The sequence below is a fragment of the Streptomyces sp. NBC_00435 genome (assembly GCF_036014235.1).
In the GTDB taxonomy this organism is placed as follows: Bacteria; Actinomycetota; Actinomycetes; order Streptomycetales; family Streptomycetaceae; genus Streptomyces.
Map to the genome: position 1 here is coordinate 1,265,319 of NZ_CP107924.1, position 24,456 is coordinate 1,289,774.

A 24,456-nucleotide genomic window follows, 5' to 3' on the forward strand; every position below is an offset into this window, starting at 1 on the left:
CGGGCCGGGGGAGCCGGTGCTCGAGGTGACCGGCCTCGAGGTGCACTACGGTCCGCGCCGCCGGCGCCAGCGCGCCCTGGCCGGGGTGTCGCTGAGCGTCGCCCCGGGCGAGACCCTCGGCATCATCGGCGAGACCGGCTCGGGCAAGTCCACCCTCGCACGCGCCGTCCTGGGACTGGTGCGCCCCTCGGCGGGCTCGATCCGCATCGCCGGCGAGGAGGTGAGCGGCCACGACCACCGCCAGTGGCGGAGCCTGCGCCGCCGCGGCATCGTCCAGTACGTCTTCCAGGACCCGCTGCGCAGCCTCGACCCGGACCTCACCGTCGCGGAGTCCCTGGCCGAGCCGCTGCTCGTACGGGGCGTCGCACCCGGGGAGGCCGCGACGCGGGTCCGCTCGTTCCTCGCCCGCGTCCACCTCTCCGAGGAGCTGCTCGGCCGGCTGCCCGGAGAGCTGTCCGGCGGCCAGCGCCAGCGCGTGGCGGTGGCCCGCGCCCTGGTCACCGACCCGCAACTGGTCATCCTCGACGAGCCGGTCAGCGCCCTGGACTCCGCCAACCGGGTCCAGGTCCTGGAGATCCTGAAGGAACTGCGCGCCGCCGGGGTGGCGCTCGTGTTCATCTCCCACGACCTCGGCTCGGTCGCCGGGACCGCCGACCGCGTCGCGGTCCTCTACCGGGGCGAGCTCGTCGAGGACGGCGCCACCCGTGACCTCGTCACCGCCCCCCGGCACCCCTACACGCGCCTGCTCCTCGGCTCCGCGCCCACCCTGCGCTCCGCGCCGGCGGACCGGGCCGAACGCGAAGCCCTACACACCCTCCTGCACACCTGAGTTCACGACCGAGTCCACGACCGGGCCCACTACAGACAGGAACCACGATGTCCCGCACGATCCACCTCGCCCTGCACCCCTACGGCGTCGGCGGCCCCGGCCAGCACGGCCTGTGGAAGGACCCGCGCGTCGCGAAGAACTCCAGCATCGACATCAACTACTACATCAAGCAGGCCCAGGCAGCCGAACACGCTCTGTTCGACGCCCTGTTCATCGTCGACAGCCAGTTCATCAACGCCACCTACCCGGCGCACTACCTCAACCGCCTCGAGCCGCTGACCCTGCTGTCGGCGGTCGCCACCCACACCCGGCGCATCGGGCTGGTCGGCACGGCGAGCTCCACCTACAACTCGCCGTTCAACCTCGCCCGCCGGTTCGCCTCCCTCGACCACATCAGCGGGGGCCGCGCCGGCTGGAACGTCGTGACCAGCTTCGACACCGGTACCTCGAAGAACTTCGGGCTCGAGGAACACCTCGACTACACCACCCGTTACGGCCGCGCCCTGGAGTTCGTCAAGGTCGCCCGCGGCCTGTGGGACTCCTACGAGGACGACGCGTTCCCGGCCGACCCGGAGCGGGGCATCTTCCTCGATCCCTCGAAGCTGCACGCACTGGAGCACCGCGGCGAGCACTTCGACGTCGCGGGACCGCTCAACCTCTCCCGCTCCCCGCAGGGCCAGCCGGTGATCTTCCAGGCCGGGGTCTCCGAGGAGGGCCGCGACCTCGCCGCCCAGGTGGCCGAGGGCATCTACGCGCCCGGCGGCTCCCTGGAGCAGGCGCAGGCGTACTACGCCGACATCAAGGCGCGCACCGCGGCGTACGGCCGCGACCCCCAGCACATCAAGATCTTCATCCACGGCGGGCCGGTCGTCGGCGCCACCGACGAGGCGGCCCGGCGCCGCGAGCGGGAGATCTTCGAGGAGGACAACGACTTCGGCCGCAACCTGGCCCTGCTCGGCCGCGCCTTCGGCGCGTACGACTTCAGCGTGCACGACCTGGACGCGCCCTTCCCCGATGTCGCGCACCTCGCCGAGAAGGGGGGCCGGACGGGCGCCGCCAAGCTCATCGAGCGGGCCCGCGCCGAGAACCTCACGCTCCGTCAAGTAGGGGAGCTCGTGAACGAGTTCCACCGTTCGCCCTTCGTCGGAGCGCCGGACACCGTCGCCGACACCATCGAGAAGTGGTTCGAGGCCGGCACCTTCGACGGCATCAACCTCGCCTTCCGCACCAGCGACGACCTCGAACTCTTCGTGGACGGCGTCGTCCCGCTGCTGCAGAAGCGCGGCCTGTTCCGCACCGAGTACACGGCCGACACCCTGCGCGGCAACCTCGGCCTGCCGGTCCCGGCCAACCGCCACAGCCGCGCGCCCCAGCTCCTGAACGGCTGAGGACAGGGGCATGACCGAACTTCCGGTGACGGGTGGGCGCGACGTCCACACCGTCCGCTTCCCGATCGCGACTCCACCGGCCGCGGTCGACGTGCTGATCGTCGGCGCGGGCCCCGTGGGCCTGTCCGCCGCCGTCGAACTCACCGCCCGCGGCGTCCGGGTGGCCGTCGTCGACCGCGCCCGCACCGCGACCCTGGTACGGGCCGGCGCCATGGGCCACACCCCGCGCGTGGTGGAGCACTTCCGCCGCTGGGGGCTGCTCCGCAACATCCGCGACGGCTGGACCTACCCCCCGGAGTGGAACCGGGGCATCAGGCTCGTCACCTCGCTCGCCGGCCACGAACTCGTGCCCGTGCCCCGCCCGTCGTTCACCGCGGGCGGCGACGCCCGGTACGGGTCGCAGGAGGCGCTGCGGCGGCCCCAGACGGTGCTCCAGCAGGTCTTCCTCGACCGCCTCCGGGACCGCGGCGTGAGCGTGGCCGGCGGCTGGGAGCTGCGCAGCCTGGACGAGGCCGCGGCCGGGGTCCTCGCCCAGGTCGCCGACGTCGACTCGGGCGAGGTGCGCACCGTCCGCGCGGCGTACGTGCTGGGCGCCGACGGCGGTTCCAGCACCACCCGGCGGCTGGCCGGCATCGACCGCGAGGGCGAGCACGCCACCGAGAAGCGGCTGCGCCTGATCGTGCGCACCGGCGACATCTCCGACCGGGTCGGGGCGGCGCCCAGCGGCACCAACATCGTCGTCAACCAGAAGGCGTCCGGTTTCCTGGCCGCCGTGAGCACCCGCGAATGGCGGGTGTACGCCGGCCCGTACCCGCTGGACCACGAGCCGGGCGCGGAGGAGCTGCTGGAGGTCGGCAGGGCCGCCTTCGGGTTCGACCTGGACCTGGAACTCGTCTCGGCCACCACCTTTTACCACGCGACCCGGATCGCCGGGACCTTCCGTCGCGGCCGGATCCTGCTCGCGGGTGACGCCGCCCACGTGCGCACACCGGGCGGCAATCTCGGCGAGGGCTTCGGGGACGTGGCCAACCTGGGCTGGAAGCTGGCCGCGGTGCTCGACGGACTCGCCCCCGACGCGCTCCTCGACTCCTACGACGAGGAGCGGCGCCCGCACAACTGGCGCGTCGCGGACCACGCGCTGGAGCGGTCGCGGCGCTCCCAGACGGCCCTGGCCGAGATCCGCCGGGACGGCATCCCGGACGACGCGGACCACGGGCACGAGGCCGTCCGGCGCCGGGTGGAGATCGGCGAACGGCTGCGGCGGGAGCACCTCGACGCGGCGGGGGTCACCTTCGACGAGCGCTACGACAGCTCCTCCGTGATCTGGTACGAACCGGACCAGCTCGCCTCCGAACCTCGCTGGCGCGCGGACCTCTACGAGGACGACCCCCGGCCGGGCCACCGCGCACCGGACGGCCGCGTCGACCCGTACGGCGGCACGCTCCACGACCGCATCGGCGACTCCTTCGCCCTGCTCGTCCTCGCCGAGGACCGCGATGTGGAGCACGCCTTCACCGCGCAGGCCGCGGCGCGGGGGCTGCCCCTGACCGTGATCCACCTGACCGATCCCGGGGCCCGCGCCGTCTACGGCACCGGCCACGTCCTCGTACGCCCCGACCAGCACGTCGCCTGGCGCGGCACGGCGCTCGGGGACGGCGGCGCCGCCGCCGTCCTGGACCACGTGCTGGGCCGCGGCGCCCACCCGGCCGCCGCGTCCGGCCTCGTCGCCGCGGGCGGGGCCCGCACAGCGGAAGGCAGCCGCCCGTGACCACCGAGACGCCACGCTTCAGACTCGGCTTCCTCACACATGTCCTGGGCCGCGGCGACGACCCGGGCCGGACGTACCGCAATGCCCAGGAGCTCTTCGTCGCCGCCGACGAACTCGGCTTCGACGTGGGCTGGGTCGCCCAGCACCACGTCCCGCTCGGCGGGGGCGGCCTGTCCTCGCCGTGGACCTTCCTCGCCCACGCCGCGGCACGGACCCGCCGGATCCGCCTCGGCACCGCCGTCACGGTCCTCCCGCTGGAGGATCCCGTCCGCCTCGCCGAGGACGTGTCCACCGTCGACGTGCTCAGCGGCGGCCGGGTCGAGATCGGCGTCGGCAGCGGCTCCGGTGCGGTGGAGTACGCGGCCTTCGGCCAGGACCCCGCCCGCAGGCGCGAGCTGACCAGCGAGAACCTCAGGGTGCTGCGCAGCGCGCTGGCGAACGAGGAGGTGCGTACGCCCGGCTTCCGGATCCAGCCGGCCGCCGGTGACTTCGAAGACCGGATCTGGCAGGGCGTCTTCAGCGGCGACGGCGCCCGGCACGCCGCGGCCGCCGGCTCCAACCTGCTGATCAACCGGGCGGCGTACGGGTTCGACGCACCCACGGACGAAGTGCAACGCCCCTGGGTGGACGCCTACCTCGACGCCTGGGACCGGCCGCGCCGCCCCAGGATCGGCCTGTCCCGGTTCGTGTTCCCGGCCAGGGACAAACGGACGGCGCTGCGGCAGATCGGCGACGACGTCCACCGGGCGGCGCTGCGCATGGCCGAGAGCGGCGCGTTCCCGAAGGGGCTCGACACCGAGGAGGCGCTGCGGCGCTTCCACTCGTTCCACGGCCACCCCGACGAGATCGTCGCGGCCCTGCGGCGGGAGAAGGTGCTGCCCGTGGCGACCGACCTGATCACCCAGTTCAACCCGGCCGTTCCGGACCACGACGCGGCTCTGCGTGCCCTGGAGCTCATCGCCACAGAGGTGGCACCAGCCCTGGGGTGGAAGCCCGTGACCGGCACCCCGCACGACAGCACGCCCGGCACCCTGCCCGGCACCACACCCGACACCACGCCCGCAGGAGCATGAGATGACCCAGCACACCGTTTCCCCCGGCCACGCCGAGAGCACCGACAACTTCGGGGAGACCGAGAAGGCCGGTCACACCGACCACTACGCCCCCGAAGGCCTCCTCACGCGCGGCACCGTCGTCGTGGTGCCCGGCCGGGGGGAGACCCGGGCCACGTACGCGCGGTTCGGCAGGCGGCTCGCCGCCGACGCCTACCGGGTGCGGGTCGTCGACCCACCGCGGGCCGGTGCCGGGGACCCGGCCGGTTCGCCGGACGCGTTCGGCGCCCGCCTCGCGCAGGCCGTGGCGGGAACCGCCGACGGCGACGGCGTGGTGCGGCCACTGGTACTGGTGGGTGCCGACCTCGGCGCCGCCGCCGTGGCGGCGCTCCTCGCCCGGGAGGAGGCGCAGGACCTGGAGCCGGACGGGGTCGTCCTCGCGGGGCTGCCGGGGTCCGCCACCAGCTCCGTGGACACCTGGGACGCCGAACTCGACGTACGCACCTCCTGCCCCACGCACCGGGGCGTACTGAGCGACGACGCCGAAGTCCGGCGGGGTTCGCTGGGGGAACCGGTGCCGGACTCGCTGCTCGACGCCGCGTACGAGGGCACCGTCGCCGCTCCGACCCTGCTGCTCGTCGGGGACGCCGATCCGCTCGCGGACCACGAGGGTCTCGCCCGGATCGCCAAGTCGCTGCCCCGCGCCCGGCTTTCGCTGGTCCGCGGCGCCCACCACGACGTGCTCAACGACGTGCAGCACCGCTCCGTGGCGGCGGAGGTCGTCACGTTCCTGGAGACCGTGCGGGGCGGACTGGTCCCGCAGGTCGTGGTCGAGTCGAGCGCGTGGTGACCGGCCCGTCGCCCGCCCAGGCCCGTACCCGACCCGCTCCCCCGCCCGCGGCTGTGCGCCGCACCGTACTCCACCAGCCGAAGGGAACCGGCATGACCATCTCCACCGACCCCGTCACCCAGCCCTCCGCGGCTCCCGCGGCCGCCGAGATACTGCGCCACACCCTGCGCCGGCACGCGGCCGGCGTCACGGTGATCACCGTCCCCGGGCCCGCCGGGTTCACCGCCACCTCGTTCACCTCGGTGTCGCTGCGGCCGCCCCTGGTGGCCTTCTACCTGGGCCTCGGCGCCTCCACCGCGGGCGCCGTGCACCGCGCGGACCGGTTCGCCGTCCACCTGCTCGGCGCCGGGAACACCGCCCTGGCAGGGCAGTTCGCGCGCAGCGGCGTCGACCGCTTCGAGGGGGTCCGCTGGACGCGGAACGCCGACGGGCTCCCGCTCCTGGCGGATGTCCCCGCCTGGCTGACGGCCCGCATCACCCTGCGCCAGCGCATCGGCGACCACCTCCTGGTGGTCGGCGAGGTGGAGTCCGGCGCGGTCGAGGAGGAGGCCACCGCGCTGGTCCACCACGACGGTGCCTTCGCCGCGGCCCACCGGCTGCCCTCCTCGTGACCTGAGTCGTCTGCCTGACTGACTGACTGCCAGACTGACTGACTGACTGCCGGGACCGCACACAGGCGGTCCCGGCAGTCAGGTTCGGCGGCGGAAGGCGGGCAAGGCGGCGGCGTCACCGTACCGCGGTCGTTGATCGCGGTCGGCTCGCTGTACGAACCCCCGCGCGTTGATCCCCGTGGCCGTGCCCCGTCCGCCCGTCTGGGCAGGCGCAGATCCTGACCGTCTGTCCACCCGACCCTCCGTCGACGGCCTGCAGGCGGGTGAGGGAGCCGTCGGCGCCCCACCGCACGGTTCGACGACCGAGCCCTCCCCCGAGTTCGACCCGGGAGAACCTGTCCGCAATCCCCGAGCCGTTGTGGAGCGGGGCCACCGTCGAGGAGCCTGGTGGTCAGAGCACCTTGGCGAGGAAGGCGCGCGTGCGGGTGTGGCGCGGGGTGTCCAGGACGGCACCGGGCGGGCCCTGCTCCACGACGACGCCGTCGTCCATGAACACGACAGTGTCGGCGACCTCCCGGGCGAAGCCGATCTCGTGGGTCACGACGACCATGGTGGTTCCGGCGCGCGCCAGGTCCTTGATGACGTCCAGGACCTCACCGACCAGTTCCGGATCGAGCGCCGAGGTCGGCTCGTCGAACAGCAGCACCTTGGGCTCGAGGGCGAGTGCCCGGGCGATGGCCACGCGTTGCTGCTGCCCGCCGGACAACTGCCGCGGGTAGGCATCGGCCTTGTCGGAGAGGCCTACGCGCTCCAGCAGCCGCCGGGCCGCCGCCCGCGCCTCCTCCTTCGGGCGGCGCAGCGCGGAGACCGGGGCCTCGATCAGGTTGTCCAGCACGGTGAGGTGCGGGAAGAGGTTGAAGTTCTGGAAGACGAACCCGATGCGCGTGCGCTGCTCGAGGACCTCCTTCTCCTTGAGTTCGTAGAGCTTGCCACGTGCACCGCGGTAGCCGATGAGCTCCCCGTCGACGCGGATCCAGCCCCGGTCGACCTTCTCCAAGTGGTTGATGGTGCGCAGGAGCGTGGACTTCCCCGAGCCCGAAGGACCCAGGATCACCGTGACTTCGCCGGCACGGACCTTCAGGTCGACGCCGCGCAGGACCTCCAGGGGGCCGAAGCTCTTGTGGACGGCGTGGACATCGACCATCACCGAGGCCGCGGCCCCGCCCACGGCCCCGCTCACGTGTGTTCAGCCGGGTTGATCCGCGACGCGTCGATCGCGGAGGCGTTGGTGCCCCACTTCTTCAGGATCCGGGCGTACGTGCCGTCCTTGATCAGCTCGTTGACGGCGGCCTGGAAGGCGGGGGTCAGCGGGGAGCCCTTCTTGAAGGCGAAGCCGACGTCGAGGCGGTGGTACTCGCCGAGGAAGGTGGTCTGCGCGGCGGGCTGCGCCGCCTGGTGGCGCAGCCCGTTGATCGTCGACATGACGACGTCGATGCGGCCCTGCTGGAGGGCGGTGGTGACGGCCCCGGTCTCGGAGAAGACCTTCACCTCGTACGGCTTCTTGCCCGCCGCGGCGCACACGTCCTTCTGCGCGGTGAGGGTCTTCTCGAACGTCGTGCCCGCCCCCGTCCCGATGGTCAGTCCGCACAACTGGGTGAGGTCGGAGACCTGCGTGGTCAGGGTGGTGTTGCCGGTCCTGACCCCGAAGCCCTGGCCGTCGTTGATGTAGGTGACGAAGTCGATGGTCTTCAGGCGTTCGGCGGTGACGCCGAAGTTGCCCGTGCCGAAGTCGTACTTTCCGCTGCCGAGGGCGGGGAGGATCGTCTCGAACGAGGCGTCCTGCCGCTCCAGCTTCACGCCGAGGACCTTGGCCACCGCCTCCGCGATGTCGATGTCCTGGCCGGCGGGCGGCTTGTCCTGCCCGTTCGGGTAGTACGCCGACGGCGGGGATCCGACGGAGCCGCCGACCCGCAGGGTGCCCGCCTTGCGGACGGCGGCGGGGAGCAGCGCGGCGATCGAGTCCACTGCCCGTACTCCGGCGACGGGGTCGTCGGCCGGCGCGGGCGAGGCCTGGGCCCCTGCCACCACCGGGGTGCCGCCGCCGGAGCCGCAGGCCGTCAGCGCCGCCAGGGGCAGGAGGGCGAGGGCCGCGGCCGTGCGCAGGCGGGTGCGGAGCCCGGGACCGGGGAGGTTCACAGTGGGGAGGCCTTTCCGTGGCGAGGTGCGGTGAGGGCGGTGCGGAGGGTGCGGGTACGGAGGACGCCCGGACGGGGCATGCGGGTACCGAGGGTGCCCGGGCGGAGTGTGCGGCGCACGGGGCACGCGGTGGAGGTCACCCGCGCACTGCCGCGAGGGACTGGCGGGGCGAGCCCGCCCCGTTCGCGGCGACCACCGCGGCGCCCCGCACGACGTCCCGCTTCGCCACCTCCTCCCGGACGAGCGGGATCACGTACCGGCCGAAGTCGATGGCGTCGCCGAGCAGGTCGTAGCCGCGGGCGGAGAGGATGTCGACGCCGAGGTCGTGGTAGTCCAGCAGTGCCTGGGCGACCGTCTCCGGGGTACCGACCAGGGCGTTGGAGTTGCCCGCGCCCCCGGTGGCGGCGGCGGTCGGGGTCCACAGCGCCCGGTCGTAGCGGTCCCCCGCGGCGGCGATGGCGATCAGGCGCTGCGATCCGGTGTTCTGGGGCGCCGGGGCCTCCAGCACCCCGCCCTGGTGGCGCCGTGCGAGGCCCGCCTGCCTGTGCTGCTTGATGGCGCCGACCGTGCGGTGGGCCTTCTCCCAGGCCAGTTCCTCGGTCGGGGCGATGATCGGGCGGAAGGCGACCTGGATGCGCGGTACGTCCGTACGCCCCGCGGCCTGTGCGGCGGCCTTCACGGCCTCGATCTGCTGGGCGGTCTCCTCCAGCGGTTCGCCCCACAGGCAGTAGATGTCGGCCTCCGCGCCACCGGCGGCGTACGCCGCGGCCGCGGGCGCGGGGTCCGGGGATCCGGCGCCGTAGGCGAACAGCACCCGGTCCCAGCCGTGGTCCTCGTGCGCCCGGGCAAGCCGGAGCGTGTACTCCTTGTCGAAGGCGGCGCCGGAACGTGCGGTGGTTTCGGAGCCGTCGTTGGTGGCGGCTATGCCGAGGAATTCCACGGGCATGGGGATGGCCTTTCGGAGGGCGCGGCGAATCGCGTGCGGGCAGGGTGAACCACCCCTCGCACAGCGGTCCATGTGAATTCGGCAGAGAAATGCTTACGGAGTGGCGCAGGCGGTTCTGTCGGTGCTGGCGTGACGACGCGGGACTTCGGAAGGATCGGGGTGGCGGCAGCGCACGTCCGGGCTCGCGGCAACGCGACCCCGCGCGGGCGACGGCCCGCGCGGAACGGTGGTGCGAAGGGAGAGCTCGGCCCGCGACGGGGTCACCGAGGGAGGGAAGGGCCGGTCAGACAGCCCGCTGCCGCGTCAGGCGCAACAGGCCGCGGACCACACCCGACCGAAGTCGATGTAGTCGCGCGAAACCAGGCGCTGATGGGCATTCATACGCCTACTTGAGCAGTACGTGACGCTCTTCGTCAAGCAACGGCCCGGATGCCGGACGCGCTCCGGCCGGCCGGGCCCCGCACGGTTGACACGGCCGTGGCGTAGCCGCATACGATCGCCGGGGACCGGCTCCGCCTTGTGCGGAAGCCTCTCCGGCCGCGTTGAGGGACGCGGAAGGCGTGATGACGCGAGTGACCGCACGAGTACCGATGTCCGACAGCACCGCGTCTGCCGGGCCGTCGCCCCCGCCCGCGATCCCTTCCCTCCCCGGAGAGCCTCCCCATGGCCACCCCTTCCGACGTGTCCGCCCCCACCCCCACCCCTGCCCCCGTCCCCACTGTGGAGACCGGCCCTGCCGCGAAGCATCCGAGAGCGCCCGCCGGCACCGGTACCGGTGCCGGGCTGCCGCCGATCGTGCCGCGCCGGCGCCCCGGGCGTCAGCTGTCGGCGGCCGCCGCGCTGCTGCTCTTCGCGATGGTGCTGGGTTCGGTCGTACGCAATGACGCCTTCCAATGGAGCGTGGTGGGCCAGTACTTCACGACCGCCGCCGTGCTCGACGGGCTGCTGCTGACCCTGTGGCTGACCGCCGTGGTGATGGTGCTCGGCTTCCTGCTCGGTACCGTGCTGGCGGTGATGCGGCTGTCGGACAACCCCGTCCTGCGGACGCTGAGCTGGGGCTACGTGTGGATCTTCCGGTCCACGCCGCTGCTGGTCCAACTGCTGTTCTGGTTCAACATCGGCGCCCTGTACCCGACGCTCGGCCTCGGCATCCCCTACGGACCCGAGCTCTTCAGCGTCAAGACCGTGAACCTGCTGGGGCCGACCCTGACCGCCGTCATCGGCCTGACCCTGCACGAGAGCGCCTACGCCGCCGAGGTGGTGCGCGGCGGCATCCTCTCCGTGGACCCCGGCCAGACGGAGGCCGCGCAGGCGCTCGGTCTGAGCAGGCGCCGCACCCTGCGCCGCATCGTGGTCCCCCAGGCGATGCGCTCGATCGTGCCGACCGCCGGGAACATGCTGATCGGCACGCTCAAGGGCACCAGCATCGTCAGCGTGCTGGCCGTGCACGACCTGCTGTACTCGGTACAGCTGGTCTACAACCAGAACTACCAGGTCATCCCGCTGCTGATGGTGGCCACCCTCTGGTACATCGCCGTCACCACGGTGCTGGGCGCGGGCCAGTACTACGTCGAGCGGTACTACGCGCGCGGTACGTCACGGGGCCTGCCGCCCACGCCGCTGCGGCTGCTGCGCATCCGGCTGGCCGGCCTGCGCGCCCGGCTGCGCGCGGCGACCGCGCCCGGCGGCCGCTAGGGCCCGTCCGTCCCGGGCTCTCCCGGGCCGTCTCGTCCGGACCTCTCCGACGACCGTTTCATTTCACCAGGAGGCGTTGTATGTACGGCGGATGAAATCGGAACACGATTCCGTGCGTCCCGATATCCAGGCCGTTGACACCCATTCTCGAGGCTGCCTAGCTTACGCCGCAGACAACAGATATCGGCGGCCTCTCCTGTCCGGCATGACGGCTGCTTTCGATTCCGCGCCTATTCGAAGCCGCTGGAGTGTCCTTGACCGAATCGCTGCTCCTCCCCACGCCCGTCGGACCCTCCGGGCCGCCCGGGCCGGCCGAGCGGGTCCTCCCGCTCCGCCGGCCCGGGCGATGGGTCGCCGGCACCGTCGTACTGGTGCTGGCCTCCCAGGCCGCCCACGGGCTGATCACCAATCCCTTCTACCAATGGGACCGCTTCGCGTACTGGTTCGTCCGCCCGGTCGTCCTGGACGGGCTGCTCATCACCCTCCAGGTGACCGCGTACAGCGCGGTCCTCGGCCTGGCCGGCGGTGTCCTGCTCGCCCTCGGCCGGCTCTCGGGGAACGCGGTACTGCGGTCGGCGAGCTGGACGTACATCTGGCTCTTCCGCTCCGTGCCGCTGATCGTCGTCCTGCTCTTCCTCTACAACCTCAGCGCCCTCTATCCCACCCTCAGCGTCGGAGTGCCGTTCGGGCCCGCCTTCTTCACCTTCGACGAGTCGCGGCTCGCCACGGACATCGTCGTCGCGGTGGTCGGCCTGAGCCTGAGCGAGGCGGCGTACGCCGCCGAGATCGTCCGGGCCGGCGTGCTCTCGGTGGACCAGGGGCAGCACGAGGCGGCCGCGGCCCTGGGCCTGCCACGGCGCTACCAGTTCGCCCGGATCGTCTTCCCCCAGGCGCTCCGCTCGATCGTCCCCTCGTACGTCAACCAGCTGATCGGCCTGCTCAAGGCCACCTCGCTGGTCTTCTACGTGTCGCTGCTCGACCTGTTCGGCTCGGTGCAGAGCCTGGGCAGCACCTATCCCGGTGACGTGGTGCCGCTGCTGCTGGTGGCGACCGTCTGGTACGTGCTCCTCACCAGCCTGGTCTCCGTCGTGCAGTTCTACGTCGAGCGGTACTACGCCCGCGGGGCGCTGCGCACGGTCCCGTCCACTCCCCTCCAGCGGGCCGGGGCGGGCCTGCGCGACCTGCGGATCCGCTTCCGGAAGGAGACGGCCCGATGACCGGGACGACCGACGCCGTCCGCACCGCGGCCGCACCGCCCGCCGCCATCGAGGTGCACGGCGTGCACAAGTGGTACGGCGGCCGGGCGGTCCTCGCCGGAGTGAGCCTGACCGTCGCTCCCGGCACGGTCACCGTGATCCTGGGCCGCTCCGGCTCCGGCAAGTCCACCCTGCTGCGGGTGCTCAACCACCTGGAGAAGCCCGAGTCCGGCCACGTCAGCGTCGGCGGCGAGCTGATCGGCGTCCAGCGGCACGGGGGCCGGCTCAAGGAACTGGGGGAACGGGCGATCCTCGCCCAGCGCGGCCGGATCGGCTTCGTCTTCCAGAACTTCAACCTCTTCCCGCACCTGACGGTGCTGGACAACGTCGCCGCCGCCCCGGTCGCCACCGGCAGGCTGCCCCGGCCGCAGGCGCAGGCGCTGGCGCGCGAGCTGCTGCAGCGCGTCGGGCTCGGGGACCGCACCGGCGCCTACCCGCGGCAGCTGTCCGGAGGGCAGCAGCAGCGGGTGGCCATCGCCCGGGCGCTGGCCCTGCGGCCGGGGGTCATCCTCTTCGACGAACCGACCTCCGCACTCGACCCCGAACTGGTCGGCGAGGTGCTGTCCGTCATCAAGGACCTGGCCACCGGGGGCACCACCCTCGTGATCGTGACCCACGAGATCGGCTTCGCCCGCGAGGTGGCCGACGAGGTCGTCTTCCTCCACGAGGGCCGCATCGTCGAACAGGGCCCGCCCGGTCAGGTGCTGGACCATCCCGCGCACCCGCGGACCCGGGAGTTCCTCAGCAAGGTGCTCTGAACTCCCGGACGGATCCCCTCGCCCGCCCTCTTCACCCGAAGACCCGTAGACCCGTAGACCCGAACGCCCGAAGCTCTCGAAAGCACTTCGAAAAGGAACCCCATGCAGCGCCAGTCCACCCTGCGCAACAGACTCGTCCGCGGCCTCGGCGCGGCGACCGCCGCCGTCACCCTCGCCGGCGGGCTCACCGCCTGCGGCGGCGACGCGAAGGCCACCGGCACCGCGTCGGACAAGGTGACCGTCGGCGCCGTCGCCAACGGGGCCGCCCAGCAGGCGGAGCTGTCCGTCCCGGTCGTCGAATCCCTGCGCGCGCAGCTCCCCAAGGCCGTACGCGAACGCGGCGAGCTGGTCATCGGGGTCGGCGCCCTGCCCGCCGGATTCCCGCCCCTCGCCTACGTCGGCACCGACCAGAAGACCCTCACGGGCGCGGAGCCCGACCTCGGCCGCCTCGTCGCCGCGACCCTGGGGCTCAAGCCCGTGGTGAAGAACTCCACTTGGGAGAACCTCTTCGTCGGCATCGACAGCGGCAAGGTCGACGTGGCCTTCTCCAACGTCACGGTCACCGAGGAGCGCAAGAAGAAGTACGACTTCGCGTCCTACCGGCAGGACAACCTGGCCTTCGAGGCGCTGAAGGAGAACACCTGGAGCTTCGGCGGCGACTACCGCAACCTCGCGGGCCGGACGGTGGCGGTCAGCAAGGGCACCAACCAGGAGAAGATCCTCCTGGAGTGGCAGAAGAAGCTCCAGTCCGAGGGCAAGGACATCACGGTCAAGTACTTCCCGGACGCCAACAGCGTCTACCTGGCGCTGAGCGGCAAGAAGATCGACCTGAACTTCGGCCCGAACCCCTCGGTCTCGTACCACATCACCCAGACGGCGAGCGGCAACGCCCCGACGCGGAACGCCGGTTCGTTCTCCGGTGCCGGTGAGACCCTCCAGGGGCTGATCGCCGCGACGGCGAAGAAGGACAGCGGGCTGGCCGAGCCCGTGGCGCAGGCCATCAACCACCTGGTCAAGAACGGCCAGTACGCGCAGCTCCTCACCACCTGGAACCTCGCCAACGAGGCCGTGACCACCTCGGAGGTCAACCCGCCCGGGCTGCCCACCACCAACTCCTGAGTCCGCGGGCCGTCCCCGGCCCGGGCCGCCCCACGGAAGGATGGTTCCGCCCCCATGACTACCGTCACCCCCACCCCGGTGACCCCGCACGTCCTCGACAACCCGGCCTGGGCCTCGCTGTCCGGCGCGCACGCGGCCTTCGCCGAGCGGGCCGGCGGCCGGGCCGCCCCGTACGCCGCCCGCTACGCACCGGACGTCGCACCGTTCTCCGCGATCGCCGATCCGGCGGACCCGCGGTCCTGGGAGGCGCTGCGCTCCCTGACCGGCCCGGGTGGGGTCGTCTCCCTCGCCGGGGTGCTGACCCCGCCCGACGGCTGGGAGAGCGCCGGCTCGATCGAGGGGGTCCAGCTGGTCGACACCTCGCTGCGCGCCGAACCCGCTCCCGGTGCGGTGCGTCTCGGACCGGCCGACGTGCCGGAGATGCTGGACCTGATCGCGCTGACGAGGCCGGGCCCGTTCCTGCCGCGCACCGTCGAACTGGGCACCTACCTCGGCATCCGGCGCGGGGGCCGGCTGGTGGCGATGGCCGGGGAGCGGCTTCGCCCACCCGGCTGGACGGAGATCAGCGCGGTGTGCACCCATCCCGACCACCGCGGCGGCGGCCTTGCCACCCTGCTGGTGCGGGCCGTGGCCGCGGGCATCCGGGAGCGGGGGGACGTGCCGTTCCTGCACACGGCCGCGAGCAACACGCGTGCGGTCCGGCTCTACGAGTCGATCGGCTTCACCGTGCGCCGCAGGCCTTCCTTCATGGCCCTGCGGGCGCCGGGCGCCAACGAGGGGGGCCGGTCGTGAAGTTCCTGGCCATCACCCTGATCACGGACACCACGGACCCGGCGACGGGGGTCCCGACGCCCACGCGCGAGCGGTTCCGGCAGGTCGTCTCGGCCGCGCTGCTGGCGGAGGAGCTCGGCTTCGACGGTTTCGGCGTGGGCGAGCGCCACGAGCGGCCGTTCCTGTCGTCCTCGCCGCCCGTGGTGCTCGGCCACATCGCCGCCCTGACCCGCCGCATCCGGCTGTACACGGCCGTGACCACCCTGAGCCTGCTCGACCCGGTGCGGGCGTACGAGGACTACGCGACGCTCGACCACCTGAGCGACGGCCGGCTGGAGCTGATGATCGGCAAGGGGAACGGTACGGCCCAGCGCGAGCTGTTCGACGTGAGCCCCGAGGACCAGTGGGAGCGCAACTCCGAGGGATACGAGCTCTTCCGGCGGATCTGGCGGGAGGAGAAGGTGACGGCGCGGCCGCGCTTCCGGCCCGCGCTGGCCGGCGCCGAGGTGCTGCCCCGGCCGTACCAGCGCGATCTGCGGGTCTGGCACGGGAGTGCCACGAGCCGGGAGTCCGTCGATCTGGCGGCGCGCTACGGCGACCCGCTCTTCTCGGCGAACGTGACCCACCCGATCGGTCCGTACGCCGAGCTGATCCGCCACTACCGCGAACGCTGGGAGCACTACGGGCACGATCCGGCGCACGCGGTCGTGGGAGCGGGCACGGCGGGCTTCCACACCGCGCCCACCTCGCAGGGGGCGGTGGCCGCGTACCGGCCGGCGTTCGGGCGCTACCTCGCCCTCCACGAGGCGCAGGGACTGGAGCCGGTCTTCCCGACCCTGGAGGATTTCGTCGAGCGGAGTTCGGCCCTGATCGGCAGCCCGCAGCAGGTGATCGAGAAGGTGCACCGCTACCACGAGGAGTTCGGCCACACGGTCCTGCACCTCCAGGCCGAGCCCGGCGGGCTCACCGACGCCGACCACCGGGCTTCCCTCGAGCTGTTCCAGTCGCAGGTCGCACCGGTACTGCGCCGCTCCGTCCCGGATCCCGTCTTCCCCGCTCCGGCCGACCGGTGAGGAACCCGGCCCCCCGCACGGACCCCAGCGACGAAAGGGCGTGGACGCCTCGGGGTGGCAGTTCGCCGGCCACGCCTTCAGCCCCAAGGGCGTTCAGCTCGCCCGCCACCCACGGGCCGCCCTGACCTTCTACTGGCCGGAGCACGGCCGCCCGGCAGGCCTGCTCCGACTGGAGCTTCGTCGGCGACCGGTCATCGTGCGCACGACTCCGCCGTGATCGGCATGTGCAGCATCCCAAGAGCACATCGCCTCGCAGATGCGACCACTAGTGACACATTCATCTCTTGGATGATCCACCGTCTCCACACCGGCCCACTTGGCCGGTTTCCGTGTCCGAGACCAGTCGCGCCCTACGGCCGTCAGTTGGTTCACTGACTGCGGACACCCGCCCCCGGGGCTGCTTGCGGCTCTCGCTGCCGCAGGGGCGCGGTGAAGGAAGCCCCTGCTCGCCGATCGCGGTGTTCGACGAGCAGGGGCTCCGTCATGCCGCGCCGACCGCGTGAGCCCTGCGGGCGGAGCGGCCGCGCACCCGGGGCGATGTCCGGATCCCGTCCACACGGCGGACCGAGTGGATATGTATTTGCCAGCCTGGATGTATGTTACGCACGGCATTTGCGCACCATGGTCATTCTCAACCTCGCACCTGCGGGGCAGGCCGGCGGCGCGTCAGGAGGGTAAGTCCATGCCGTACAGCCACAATCCACGCGTACCGGCCGCCGTCGCCGCTTCCGTCCTCACGGGTCTGCTGCTGGCCGGGTGCGGACAGTCCGCCGACGCCAAGGGCGGCGCGGGCGCCCCCTCGGCCCCGGCGCCCTCGCCCGCCCCCACCGCCTCCCCGGCCCCCGCGCTGGCGCCGGGTGAGGTCCGTGTGGCGGGGCAGGTCGACAAGCCGTACACCCTGAAACTGGCCGACCTCCGCGTGCTGCCGCAGACCTCCGTCTCCGTCGAGTTCACCAGCACCAAGGGCCAGCAGAAGCACACGTACCAGGGTGTCCTCCTGCACGAGGTGCTCAAGAACGCGCAGCCCCGCTTCGACGAGTCGAAGAAGAACGGACAGCTGCGGGGCATCGTCGCCGCCACGGGTGGCGGCGACTACCGCGCCGTCCTCGCCTGGGCCGAGCTCGACCCTGCCTTCGCCAAGTCCCAGGTGCTCCTGGCGGTTTCCGAGGACGGCGTCCCCTTCGAGGACGCGTCGGGGCCGCGCCTGGTGGTGCCGCAGGACACCAAGGGCGGCCGCTACGTCTCCGAACTGAACCAGCTGTGGGTCGGTGTCGTCGATCCGGTGGTCGACGGTGAACGGCACTGACGCCGATCCGACCGGACGCCGGCTCCTCGGGCGCCGGGCCCTGCTCGGCGCCGGCGGACTCGGCGTCATCGGTGCCGGGGTCGGCGCCGGGGCAGCGGTCCTGGCCACCGCGCCCACGGACGCCACCCGGCCGGCCCGGTCCCGGAGCATCCCGTTCCACGGGACGCACCAGGCCGGGATCCTCGACCCCCGTCAAGTCCATGCCCGGCTCGCCGCCTTCGACTTCGGAGCACGGACCGACCGCGGCCGGGCCGCCGCCCTCCTGCTGCGGTGGAGCTCCGCGGCCGAGCGGCTGACGCGCGGGGAGCCGGTCGGGGAGGAGCTCTCCCCGCCCGGCTCCCGCGCCACCGACACCGGCCCGGCACTCGGCTCCGGTCCCGCCTCGCTCACCCTGACCTTCGGACTCGGCCCGACCTTCTTCGACCGGGTCGGCATGGCCGCGGCCCGGCCCGGGGCCCTCGCGCAGCTGCCGGACTTCCCGGACGACGAGCTCGACCCCGCACGCGGCGGCGGCGACCTGTTCGTGCAGATCGCCGCCGACGACCCGCTCGTCACGGTCCACGCCCTGCGCACCCTCCAGCGGCTGGCGCAGGGCGAGGCCAAGGTCCGCTGGACGATGGCGGGTTTCACCAGCTCACCCGAAGGCACACCGGCCGGGGGAACGCACCGGAACCTCATGGGGCACCTCGACGGAACCGCCAATCCCGACCCGGCGGACCCCGACCGGCTCGCGCGGATCGTCGTGTCGGACCCGGCGGCCCCCGCCTGGCTGACCGGCGGCTCGTACCTCGTCGTCCGCCGCATCCGCATGCTGCTCGACCACTGGGACACCCTGCCCCCGGCCCATCGCGACCAGGCCGTCGGCCGCCGCGCCTCGGACGGCGCCCCGCTGAGCGGCGGTGCCGAACACACTCCGGCCGACCTCGCCGCGTCCCGGCCGGACGGGGTCCCCGTCATCGCCACCAACGCCCACATCCGTCTCGCGGCACCCGCCACCACGGGCGGCGCGACCATGCTCCGCCGCGGCTGGTCGTACCACGACGGGCTGCGCCCCGACGGCACCCCGGACGCCGGAATGCTGTTCCTCGCCTGGCAGGCCGATCCCCGTACCGGCTTCGTCCCCGTCCAGCACCGCCTCGCCCGCGGCGACGCCCTCGCCCGCTACACCGTCCACGAGGCCTCCGCCCTCTTCGTGGCTCCCGGCGGCGCGGCCCCCGGCCAGTACGTCGGGCAGGCCCTGATGGAAGGCTGACAGGGTCCGCCGCCGGGCGGGGGGGCCGCCGCCGATCCGGGCCATCGCAACGATCAAGACAACTATGGTGTCCAACAGGTGAGTTACCGGCCCGAAGCCATGGAACGGAGCCCACCGTTCGGGTAGCTTCCTCCACGTCGCCGCCACACCTTGGGCACAGGGCCCCATGGGACTAGCGGCACGAAGGACCCGACACCTGTTGACGACAGCGACCGAAGTCTTCACAGTCCGTCCGTACACACCACACTGCCAGGTGATCACCGCCGAGGGCGACCACGCCGTCATAGGCATCTCACCCGGAAACAGCTACTTCTCCGCCCAGCGGGTCATCGATCTCGCCCACTGGGGCATGCGCAACTTCCAGCAGGTCGACCTCATTTACACCGACCTGCACGTGGCCGACATGTACGAGGCCCTCGGCTACGACCCGGACGAAGCGCGGCGCAAGGCGGTCAAGAACCTCCGCGGAGTCCGCGCCAAGGTCAACAACGCGGCCGCCGAAGCCGACCCCACCGGCACCCGCTTACGCTCCCGCCCGATGTCGGCCCTCACCGACATCCCCGCGTACCGCACCCTCCACAGTCACCTGAACAGCCTGATCGACAACGACCCCGAGTTCCGCATCACGTGCAACTCCCTGGTCGACTCGTTCCTCTCCTCCAAGGTGCTGGACGGCAAGGCCGCCACCACCCGGCAGCGCGAGGTCTGCCTCAGGTACGTCTGTGCCGAAGCGCCGCTCTTCCTCGACACGCCCGCGATCCTCGGCGTGCCGTCCTCCCTCAACTGCTACCACCAGCTCCTCCCGATGGCGGAACTGCTCTACTCACGCGGCTCCGGACTGCGCGCCTCGCGCAACCAGGGACACGCCGTCATCACCCCCGCCGAAGGAGAACACGATGCCCACTGAGACCCTCCTCGACTTCCCGTTCTCCGCACGCGGCGACCAGCTCCCCCACCAGGTCGAGGAGCTCCGTGACGAGCCGGTCAAGCGGGTGCGCACGATAGCCGGGGACGAAGCCTGGCTCGTCTCCTCGTATCCGCTGTGCAAGCAGGTCCTCGAAGACCCCCGATTCAGCCTGAAGGACACCTCGGCCCCCGGCGCGCCCCGTCAGTACGCGCTGACCATCCCGCCCGAAGTCGTCAACAACATGGGCAACATCACCGGGGCCGGGCTGCGCAAGGCCGTCCTCAAGGCGATCAACCCGAAGACCGACGGCCTCACCGACTGGATGCGTTCGCGCGCCTCCGACCTCGTCGACGGCCTCTTGACCCACGGGGCACCGGTCGACCTGCGGGGCCAGTTCACCAACCCGTACGCCGAGGACCTCCACTGCCGGATCCTCGGCATTCCCCAGGCCGACGCCCCGCGCCTGGCCGCCAGTCTCGACATCGCGTTCATGAACTCGGCATGCCCCATCACCGGCGCCAAGCTCAACTGGGACCGCGACATCGCTTACATGGTCGAGCGGCTCGACGACCCCGCGACCACCGGCCTGGTCGCCGAACTCGCCGCCCTGCGCGAGGACCCCCAGTACGCCCACCTGACCGACGAGATGCTCGCCACGGTCGGCGTGACACTGTTCGGTGCCGGGGTCATCTCCACGATGGGCTTCCTCACCATGGCGCTCGTCTCGCTCATCCAGCACCCGGAGGTCTGGGAGCAGTTGCGCGCGGCACCGGAGAAGATCCCGGGCGCTGTCGACGAACTCCTGCGGATCAACCTGTCCATCGGGGACGGCCTGCCCCGCCTCGCCCTCGAGGACGTCACCCTGGGCGATGTGGAGGTGAAGAAGGGCGAACTGCTGCTCGTCCTGGTCGAGGCCGCCAACACCGACCCGGCGGTCTTCCCCGACCCGCACGTCGTCGACATCGACCGGCACAACGCCGCCACGCACCTCTCCTTCGGCGGCGGCCAGCACTACTGCCCCGCCACCGCCCTGGGCAAGAGGCACACCGAGATCGCCATCGAGGTGCTCCTGGAGAAGATGCCCGGACTCCAGCTCGCGGTACCGGTCGACCAGCTCGTCTGGCGCACCCGCTTCATGAAGCGGCTCCCCGAGCGGCTCCCCGTGCTCTGGTAGCGGAGCCGGCGCGTGACGGCGCCCCGCCACGAGGACGGCCCCGGTCGGCGCGCAGCCGACCGGGGCCGTCGGGCTCACGGCACGGGCGCGGCCGGCGCCCCGATCACCGTGCGCGACCCGGCCACGGGCGAGGCGGCGCCCGGGACCGCCCCGTGCGCGGGCCGCGCGCCGCGGATGCGGTCCGCGAGCAGTCCGATCGTGGCGATCGTCAGATCGGGTTCGCGGAGCTGGATGTAGTGGTCGCTGCCGGTGGCCAGGATGTGCGGGGTGCGCGGGGCCAACGCGACCAGCGAGTCCTGCACCCGCGGCCAGGCGGCCTCGACCGCCGCCATCAGGGCCGGCGGGGTACCGGGAGCGGTGGCGAACGGGGCCGTCTTGCTCATCACGGCCATCGGGACCGCCGGAAGGCGTGGCGCCCTCTCCACCGCGTCGATCGCTCCGTCGATGTCGATCGTCTCGAATCCGGGCTCGTTCTCCAGCGCCACCCCGGGCCGGTTGACGAGCCGGGCGTACGCCGGCCAGTGGGACCCCGTTTCCTTGCGGATCGGGGGACCGAACGCGTCGACGAAGACCAGCCCGGCCGTCTCACCGGGGTGGGTCTGCGCGTAGAGCCGGGTGATCATGCCGCCGAAGGAGTGCCCGACCAGCAGGTACGGGCCCTTCTCCCCCGCGGTGGTGAGCAGCTCGTCCAGATCCGTCACGAGCCCGGGAAGGGTGCGCGGCATGGGCACGGGAGTGCTGCGCGCCGTCAGGGTCGGTTCGGCGGTGTAGCGGATCGTGCCCGGGCGGTCGTAGGCGCAGACCCGGGTGGTGCGGGCGAGGCCGGGCAGCACGGCCGGTTCGGCCGACGCCGGGGGCTCCGCCTGGGTCTGCGTCCAGGTGTCGGAGGAGTCGTGGATGCCCGACTCGAGGACGACGGTCGGGCTGCCCCGGCCCCGGCAGTCGAGGTAGACCTCGCGCCCGTCGGCGAGGACCACCTGGCGCCCGCCGTCCGTACCGGCGGGGGCGGCCGGCGACACCGGCCCGGTCAGCAGTGCACCGAGCACGAGCCCGACGGCGCCCACCCCCATGACCGCGGCCCTTGGACACCGGGCACGCCTCGGACGTCCCATGCGCCCCATTCTCGACCCGCCCGGACGCCCGGGCCAGCGGGAGCGGGACCGCGGGGGGATTGCCGGCCCGGTGGCCGGAGGTACACCCGCCGCGGCGTTCAGGAGTGCATGCGGGCGCCCTTGAGCACCTTGTCCACCGCGTTGCGGCCCCCGTAGACGGCGATCCCGACCAGGTCGAGACGGTCCCTGCCCACCGCCGCCACAGCCGCCCGGTTGGCCACGTCGTTGCCGGTGCCGAACAGGTCCGAGGTGAACACCGCGACCCCGAGACCGCGCCGCACCGCCCGCTCGTGCGCCGCCGTCACCATTTCCTTCCCGCCCTCGAAGACCAGCACGGGCTGACGGAACATCGGCAGGTAAGGGGTCCCGTCGGCGTCCTCGTACGGTTCGCCGACCACCTCGGGAGAGCTCGTGCCGAGCCCGCTGACGAGGAACGCGGTCACGTTCAGGCGCTGCCAGGTCTCCAGGTCGTCCCGCAGCAGTACCGCGATCTTCGTGTCGAACCGGACGGGCGCGTCCACGCCCGCATTACCCTCGCTGTTCTTCGCATCGTTCATGGCGTGAGACTGCCGGGCACCCGCGTTCCCGGTCTTGTACGTTCTTTGCGTGCAGTCCCAGCAGGAGGTCTCCGCATGGCGCCCGCGGGTCGCGGGTGTCGTCGAGGTCTTCCACGCCCGTTTCACCGAGCACAGCTACCCCATGCACGTCCACGACGAGTGGACCCTGCTGATCGTCGACGACGGCGCCGTCCGCTACGAGCTGGACCGCCACGAGCGCGGCACCCCGGGCGACACTGTGAGCCTGCTCCCGCCCCAGGTCCCGCACAACGGCTCCGCCGCCACCCCGCACGGTTTCCGCAAACGCGTCGTCTACCTCGACACGACCCAGCTGGACGAGCGCTTCATCGGAGCCGCCGTGGACGGGCCGGACCTGACCGACCCGGTACTGCGCCGGCGCGTCGGCCGGCTCCACCGCGTCCTGGCCGCTCCCGGCGACGAGTTCGAGGCGGAGAGCAGGCTGGCCCTGATCAGCGAGCAGCTGCGCCAACTGCTCCGGCCCCGCCTGGAACTCCCGCACGCCGGACCCGGCACGGCAACGGGCAGCGGCATCGCGCGGAGTCTGCGCGAGCTCCTGGACGAACGGGCGGTCGCGGGCGTCTCCCTGGAGGAGGCCGCCGGTCTGCTCCAGGCCCACCCGGCCCATCTGGTGCGCGCCTTCAGCGGCACGTTCGGCATCGCCCCGCACCAGTACGTCCTCTCGCGCCGGGTCGCCCTGGCCCGCCGGCTGCTCCTCGACGGCCACCCGGCCGCCGAGGCCGCGCTCACGGCGGGCTTCTACGACCAATCCCACTTCACCCGCCACTTCAAGCGCATAGTGGGCACGACTCCGGGGCGCTACGCCCGGCGGGGAGTGCGCTGAAGCAAGCTGGGGAAAAGGGAGAAGGTGCCGCGATGAGCGAACAGAAGGCCCTGCGGGTCGGCCCCTCGGGCATCGAGGTGGCGTACGAGCGATTCGGCGATCCCGAGGCGCCGCCGGTTCTCCTCGTGATGGGTCTCGCGGCGCAGATGCACGGCTGGCACGAGGGTTTCTGCGACGAACTCGTGGCCCGGGGCGTCCAGGTGGTCCGCTTCGACAACCGTGACACGGGGCTCTCCTCGCACTTCTCCCACGGGCCGGTCCCGGACATGGCGGCCGCGCTCGCCGGCGACACCTCGTCCGCGTCCTACACGCTCTCGGACATGGCCGCCGATGCCATCGCCCTGGCCGACCTGCTCGGGTGGGACGGAGCGCACCTGGTCGGTGCCTCCCTGGGCGGTGCGATCGCGCAGACCGCCGCCATCGAGCACCCGGGCCGGGTCCGCTCGCTGACGACGGTGATGTCCACGACGGGCGACACCTCCGTGGGGCAGGCCCGCCCCGAGATGCTCGGCGCGTTCGCCGGCCCGCCGGCGGTGACCCGCCAGGAGGTGATCGACCGGATGGTCCGCATCTCCCGGGCGGCCGGGTCGCCCGGGTTCGCGTTCGACGAGGCCGAGGTGGCCGCGCGTGCGGGACGCGCCTACGACCGCTCGTACGATCCGCCGGGCGTCCTGCGCCAGGCCGTCGCCGCGCTGGCCTCCGGGGACCGGACGGAGCTGCTCCGGGCCCTGGACCTGCCCACACTGGTGATCCACGGCGCCGACGACCCGATGTGCGACGTCAGCGGGGGACGTGCGACGGCCGCGGCCGTGCCGGGTGCGGAGCTGCTGGTGATCGAGGGCATGGGCCACAGCCTGCCGCGCGCCCTGTGGCCCGTGCTCGCCGACCGGATCACCGGTTTCGTCCATCACGCCGAAAGTGAGCGCGGGAACGCCTAAGGTGACGAACCATCAGGTCATCTGACCCGGACTATTGACTCTGTACCGGGCAGTAGCGATTCTCGACGCAATGCTTGCGCGGGACATGACAAACAG

24 protein-coding genes are annotated in these 24,456 nt (G+C 72.5%); 19 read left to right on the plus strand and 5 right to left on the minus strand.

Going from position 1 to position 24,456, the window contains the following annotated elements; translation table 11 throughout:
- Positions 1–16 precede the first annotated feature (16 nt).
- The 6 genes from OG389_RS05695 (at position 17) to OG389_RS05720 (ending at position 6,498) form a co-directional block, all read left to right on the plus strand.
- Positions 17–829, plus strand: coding sequence for an ABC transporter ATP-binding protein (locus tag OG389_RS05695; protein ID WP_328297366.1), 813 nt, complete (start codon positions 17–19; stop codon positions 827–829).
- Positions 830–876: 47 nt separating this feature from the next.
- The gene (locus OG389_RS05700) at positions 877–2,217 is read left to right on the plus strand and encodes an NtaA/DmoA family FMN-dependent monooxygenase (RefSeq protein WP_328297367.1); all 1,341 of its coding nucleotides are present in this window, start codon (positions 877–879) and stop codon (positions 2,215–2,217) included.
- Positions 2,218–2,227: 10 nt separating this feature from the next.
- Positions 2,228–3,985, plus strand: a complete 1,758-nt coding sequence (locus tag OG389_RS05705; RefSeq protein WP_328297368.1) for an FAD-dependent oxidoreductase — start codon at positions 2,228–2,230, stop codon at positions 3,983–3,985.
- Positions 3,982–5,058, plus strand: coding sequence for an LLM class flavin-dependent oxidoreductase (locus OG389_RS05710; protein WP_328297369.1), 1,077 nt, complete (start codon positions 3,982–3,984; stop codon positions 5,056–5,058). Before OG389_RS05705 ends, OG389_RS05710 begins: the two co-directional genes overlap by 4 nt.
- Before the next feature lies 1 nt (position 5,059).
- Positions 5,060–5,887 (plus strand): alpha/beta hydrolase, encoded by an 828-nt coding sequence (locus OG389_RS05715; protein ID WP_328297370.1) that lies wholly within the window; start codon positions 5,060–5,062, stop codon positions 5,885–5,887.
- Between the two features lie 92 nt (positions 5,888–5,979).
- Positions 5,980–6,498, plus strand: coding sequence for a flavin reductase family protein (locus OG389_RS05720; protein WP_328297371.1), 519 nt, complete (start codon positions 5,980–5,982; stop codon positions 6,496–6,498).
- A gap of 391 nt (positions 6,499–6,889) precedes the next feature.
- On the opposite strand, the gene OG389_RS05725 is transcribed toward OG389_RS05720, so the two are convergent.
- The 3 genes from OG389_RS05725 to OG389_RS05735 all read right to left on the minus strand — a co-directional run bounded on the left by OG389_RS05725 (position 6,890) and on the right by OG389_RS05735 (position 9,580).
- Entirely contained in the window at positions 6,890–7,642 is a 753-nt protein-coding gene (locus tag OG389_RS05725; protein ID WP_328303540.1) for an amino acid ABC transporter ATP-binding protein, read from the minus strand.
- A 32-nt stretch (positions 7,643–7,674) separates the two neighbouring features.
- The gene (locus OG389_RS05730; RefSeq protein WP_328297372.1) at positions 7,675–8,634 is read right to left on the minus strand and encodes an ABC transporter substrate-binding protein; all 960 of its coding nucleotides are present in this window, start codon (positions 8,632–8,634) and stop codon (positions 7,675–7,677) included.
- A gap of 136 nt (positions 8,635–8,770) precedes the next feature.
- On the minus strand, positions 8,771–9,580 hold the full coding sequence (locus tag OG389_RS05735) for an LLM class flavin-dependent oxidoreductase (protein WP_328297373.1): 810 nt from the start codon (positions 9,578–9,580) through the stop codon (positions 8,771–8,773).
- A 663-nt stretch (positions 9,581–10,243) separates the two neighbouring features.
- On the opposite strand from OG389_RS05735, the gene OG389_RS05740 reads away from it, so the two are divergent.
- From OG389_RS05740 to OG389_RS05790, 11 genes are all read left to right on the plus strand, one after another.
- Positions 10,244–11,275 carry an amino acid ABC transporter permease gene (locus OG389_RS05740; RefSeq protein WP_328297374.1) on the plus strand — a complete coding sequence of 344 codons (1,032 nt, stop codon included), beginning with the start codon at positions 10,244–10,246 and terminating at the stop codon, positions 11,273–11,275.
- Positions 11,276–11,529: 254 nt separating this feature from the next.
- The gene (locus OG389_RS05745; RefSeq protein WP_328297375.1) at positions 11,530–12,492 is read left to right on the plus strand and encodes an amino acid ABC transporter permease; all 963 of its coding nucleotides are present in this window, start codon (positions 11,530–11,532) and stop codon (positions 12,490–12,492) included.
- On the plus strand, positions 12,489–13,289 hold the full coding sequence (locus OG389_RS05750; RefSeq protein WP_328297376.1) for an amino acid ABC transporter ATP-binding protein: 801 nt from the start codon (positions 12,489–12,491) through the stop codon (positions 13,287–13,289). Before OG389_RS05745 ends, OG389_RS05750 begins: the two co-directional genes overlap by 4 nt.
- Positions 13,290–13,391: 102 nt before the next feature.
- The gene (locus tag OG389_RS05755) at positions 13,392–14,408 is read left to right on the plus strand and encodes a transporter substrate-binding domain-containing protein (RefSeq protein ID WP_328297377.1); all 1,017 of its coding nucleotides are present in this window, start codon (positions 13,392–13,394) and stop codon (positions 14,406–14,408) included.
- 54 nt (positions 14,409–14,462) lie between these two features.
- Entirely contained in the window at positions 14,463–15,200 is a 738-nt protein-coding gene (locus OG389_RS05760; protein ID WP_328297378.1) for a GNAT family N-acetyltransferase, read from the plus strand.
- Complete coding sequence (locus tag OG389_RS05765) at positions 15,197–16,252, plus strand: LLM class flavin-dependent oxidoreductase (RefSeq protein WP_328297379.1); 1,056 nt, start codon at positions 15,197–15,199, stop codon at positions 16,250–16,252. Before OG389_RS05760 ends, OG389_RS05765 begins: the two co-directional genes overlap by 4 nt.
- 40 nt (positions 16,253–16,292) lie before the next feature.
- Positions 16,293–16,469, plus strand: coding sequence for a hypothetical protein (locus OG389_RS36720; RefSeq protein ID WP_443059208.1), 177 nt, complete (start codon positions 16,293–16,295; stop codon positions 16,467–16,469).
- Between the two features lie 465 nt (positions 16,470–16,934).
- The gene (locus OG389_RS05775; protein ID WP_328297380.1) at positions 16,935–17,558 is read left to right on the plus strand and encodes a molybdopterin-dependent oxidoreductase; all 624 of its coding nucleotides are present in this window, start codon (positions 16,935–16,937) and stop codon (positions 17,556–17,558) included.
- The gene (gene efeB, locus OG389_RS05780) at positions 17,545–18,810 is read left to right on the plus strand and encodes an iron uptake transporter deferrochelatase/peroxidase subunit (RefSeq protein ID WP_328297381.1); all 1,266 of its coding nucleotides are present in this window, start codon (positions 17,545–17,547) and stop codon (positions 18,808–18,810) included. Before OG389_RS05775 ends, efeB begins: the two co-directional genes overlap by 14 nt.
- Before the next feature lie 166 nt (positions 18,811–18,976).
- Complete coding sequence (locus OG389_RS05785; protein ID WP_328297382.1) at positions 18,977–19,717, plus strand: tRNA-dependent cyclodipeptide synthase; 741 nt, start codon at positions 18,977–18,979, stop codon at positions 19,715–19,717.
- Complete coding sequence (locus OG389_RS05790; protein ID WP_328297383.1) at positions 19,707–20,891, plus strand: cytochrome P450; 1,185 nt, start codon at positions 19,707–19,709, stop codon at positions 20,889–20,891. Before OG389_RS05785 ends, OG389_RS05790 begins: the two co-directional genes overlap by 11 nt.
- 74 nt (positions 20,892–20,965) lie before the next feature.
- Here the strand turns inward: OG389_RS05790 and OG389_RS05795 are convergent, their stop codons facing one another.
- The gene (locus OG389_RS05795; RefSeq protein ID WP_328297384.1) at positions 20,966–21,961 is read right to left on the minus strand and encodes an alpha/beta fold hydrolase; all 996 of its coding nucleotides are present in this window, start codon (positions 21,959–21,961) and stop codon (positions 20,966–20,968) included.
- A 140-nt stretch (positions 21,962–22,101) separates the two neighbouring features.
- The gene (locus OG389_RS05800; RefSeq protein WP_328297385.1) at positions 22,102–22,560 is read right to left on the minus strand and encodes a DUF2000 domain-containing protein; all 459 of its coding nucleotides are present in this window, start codon (positions 22,558–22,560) and stop codon (positions 22,102–22,104) included.
- Between the two features lie 49 nt (positions 22,561–22,609).
- Between OG389_RS05800 and OG389_RS05805 the strand changes: the two genes are divergently transcribed.
- A complete protein-coding gene (locus OG389_RS05805; protein WP_328297386.1) occupies positions 22,610–23,422 on the plus strand; it encodes a helix-turn-helix transcriptional regulator in 813 nt (270 codons plus the stop codon).
- Positions 23,423–23,454: 32 nt separating this feature from the next.
- Entirely contained in the window at positions 23,455–24,360 is a 906-nt protein-coding gene (locus OG389_RS05810) for an alpha/beta fold hydrolase (RefSeq protein WP_328297387.1), read from the plus strand.
- The last annotated feature ends 96 nt before the right edge of the window (positions 24,361–24,456 follow it).

Bases quoted from the DNA above. Each gene is read 5' to 3' on its own strand.
- OG389_RS05740 (WP_328297374.1), top strand. From the start codon at position 10,244: ATGGCCACCCCTTCCGACGTGTCCGCCCCCACCCCCACCCCTGCCCCC.
- OG389_RS05755 (WP_328297377.1), top strand. From the start codon at position 13,392: ATGCAGCGCCAGTCCACCCTGCGCAACAGACTCGTCCGCGGCCTCGGC.
- OG389_RS05715 (WP_328297370.1), top strand. From the start codon at position 5,060: ATGACCCAGCACACCGTTTCCCCCGGCCACGCCGAGAGCACCGACAAC.
- OG389_RS05760 (WP_328297378.1), top strand. From the start codon at position 14,463: ATGACTACCGTCACCCCCACCCCGGTGACCCCGCACGTCCTCGACAAC.
- OG389_RS05775 (WP_328297380.1), top strand. From the start codon at position 16,935: ATGCCGTACAGCCACAATCCACGCGTACCGGCCGCCGTCGCCGCTTCC.
- OG389_RS05720 (WP_328297371.1), top strand. From the start codon at position 5,980: ATGACCATCTCCACCGACCCCGTCACCCAGCCCTCCGCGGCTCCCGCG.
- OG389_RS05700 (WP_328297367.1), top strand. From the start codon at position 877: ATGTCCCGCACGATCCACCTCGCCCTGCACCCCTACGGCGTCGGCGGC.
- OG389_RS05810 (WP_328297387.1), top strand. From the start codon at position 23,455: ATGAGCGAACAGAAGGCCCTGCGGGTCGGCCCCTCGGGCATCGAGGTG.
- OG389_RS05725 (WP_328303540.1), bottom strand. From the start codon at position 7,642: ATGGTCGATGTCCACGCCGTCCACAAGAGCTTCGGCCCCCTGGAGGTC.
- OG389_RS05800 (WP_328297385.1), bottom strand. From the start codon at position 22,560: ATGAACGATGCGAAGAACAGCGAGGGTAATGCGGGCGTGGACGCGCCC.
- OG389_RS05795 (WP_328297384.1), bottom strand. From the start codon at position 21,961: ATGGGGGTGGGCGCCGTCGGGCTCGTGCTCGGTGCACTGCTGACCGGG.
- OG389_RS05705 (WP_328297368.1), top strand. From the start codon at position 2,228: ATGACCGAACTTCCGGTGACGGGTGGGCGCGACGTCCACACCGTCCGC.
- OG389_RS05785 (WP_328297382.1), top strand. From the start codon at position 18,977: ATGGGACTAGCGGCACGAAGGACCCGACACCTGTTGACGACAGCGACC.
- OG389_RS05790 (WP_328297383.1), top strand. From the start codon at position 19,707: ATGCCCACTGAGACCCTCCTCGACTTCCCGTTCTCCGCACGCGGCGAC.
- OG389_RS05735 (WP_328297373.1), bottom strand. From the start codon at position 9,580: ATGCCCGTGGAATTCCTCGGCATAGCCGCCACCAACGACGGCTCCGAA.
- OG389_RS05750 (WP_328297376.1), top strand. From the start codon at position 12,489: ATGACCGGGACGACCGACGCCGTCCGCACCGCGGCCGCACCGCCCGCC.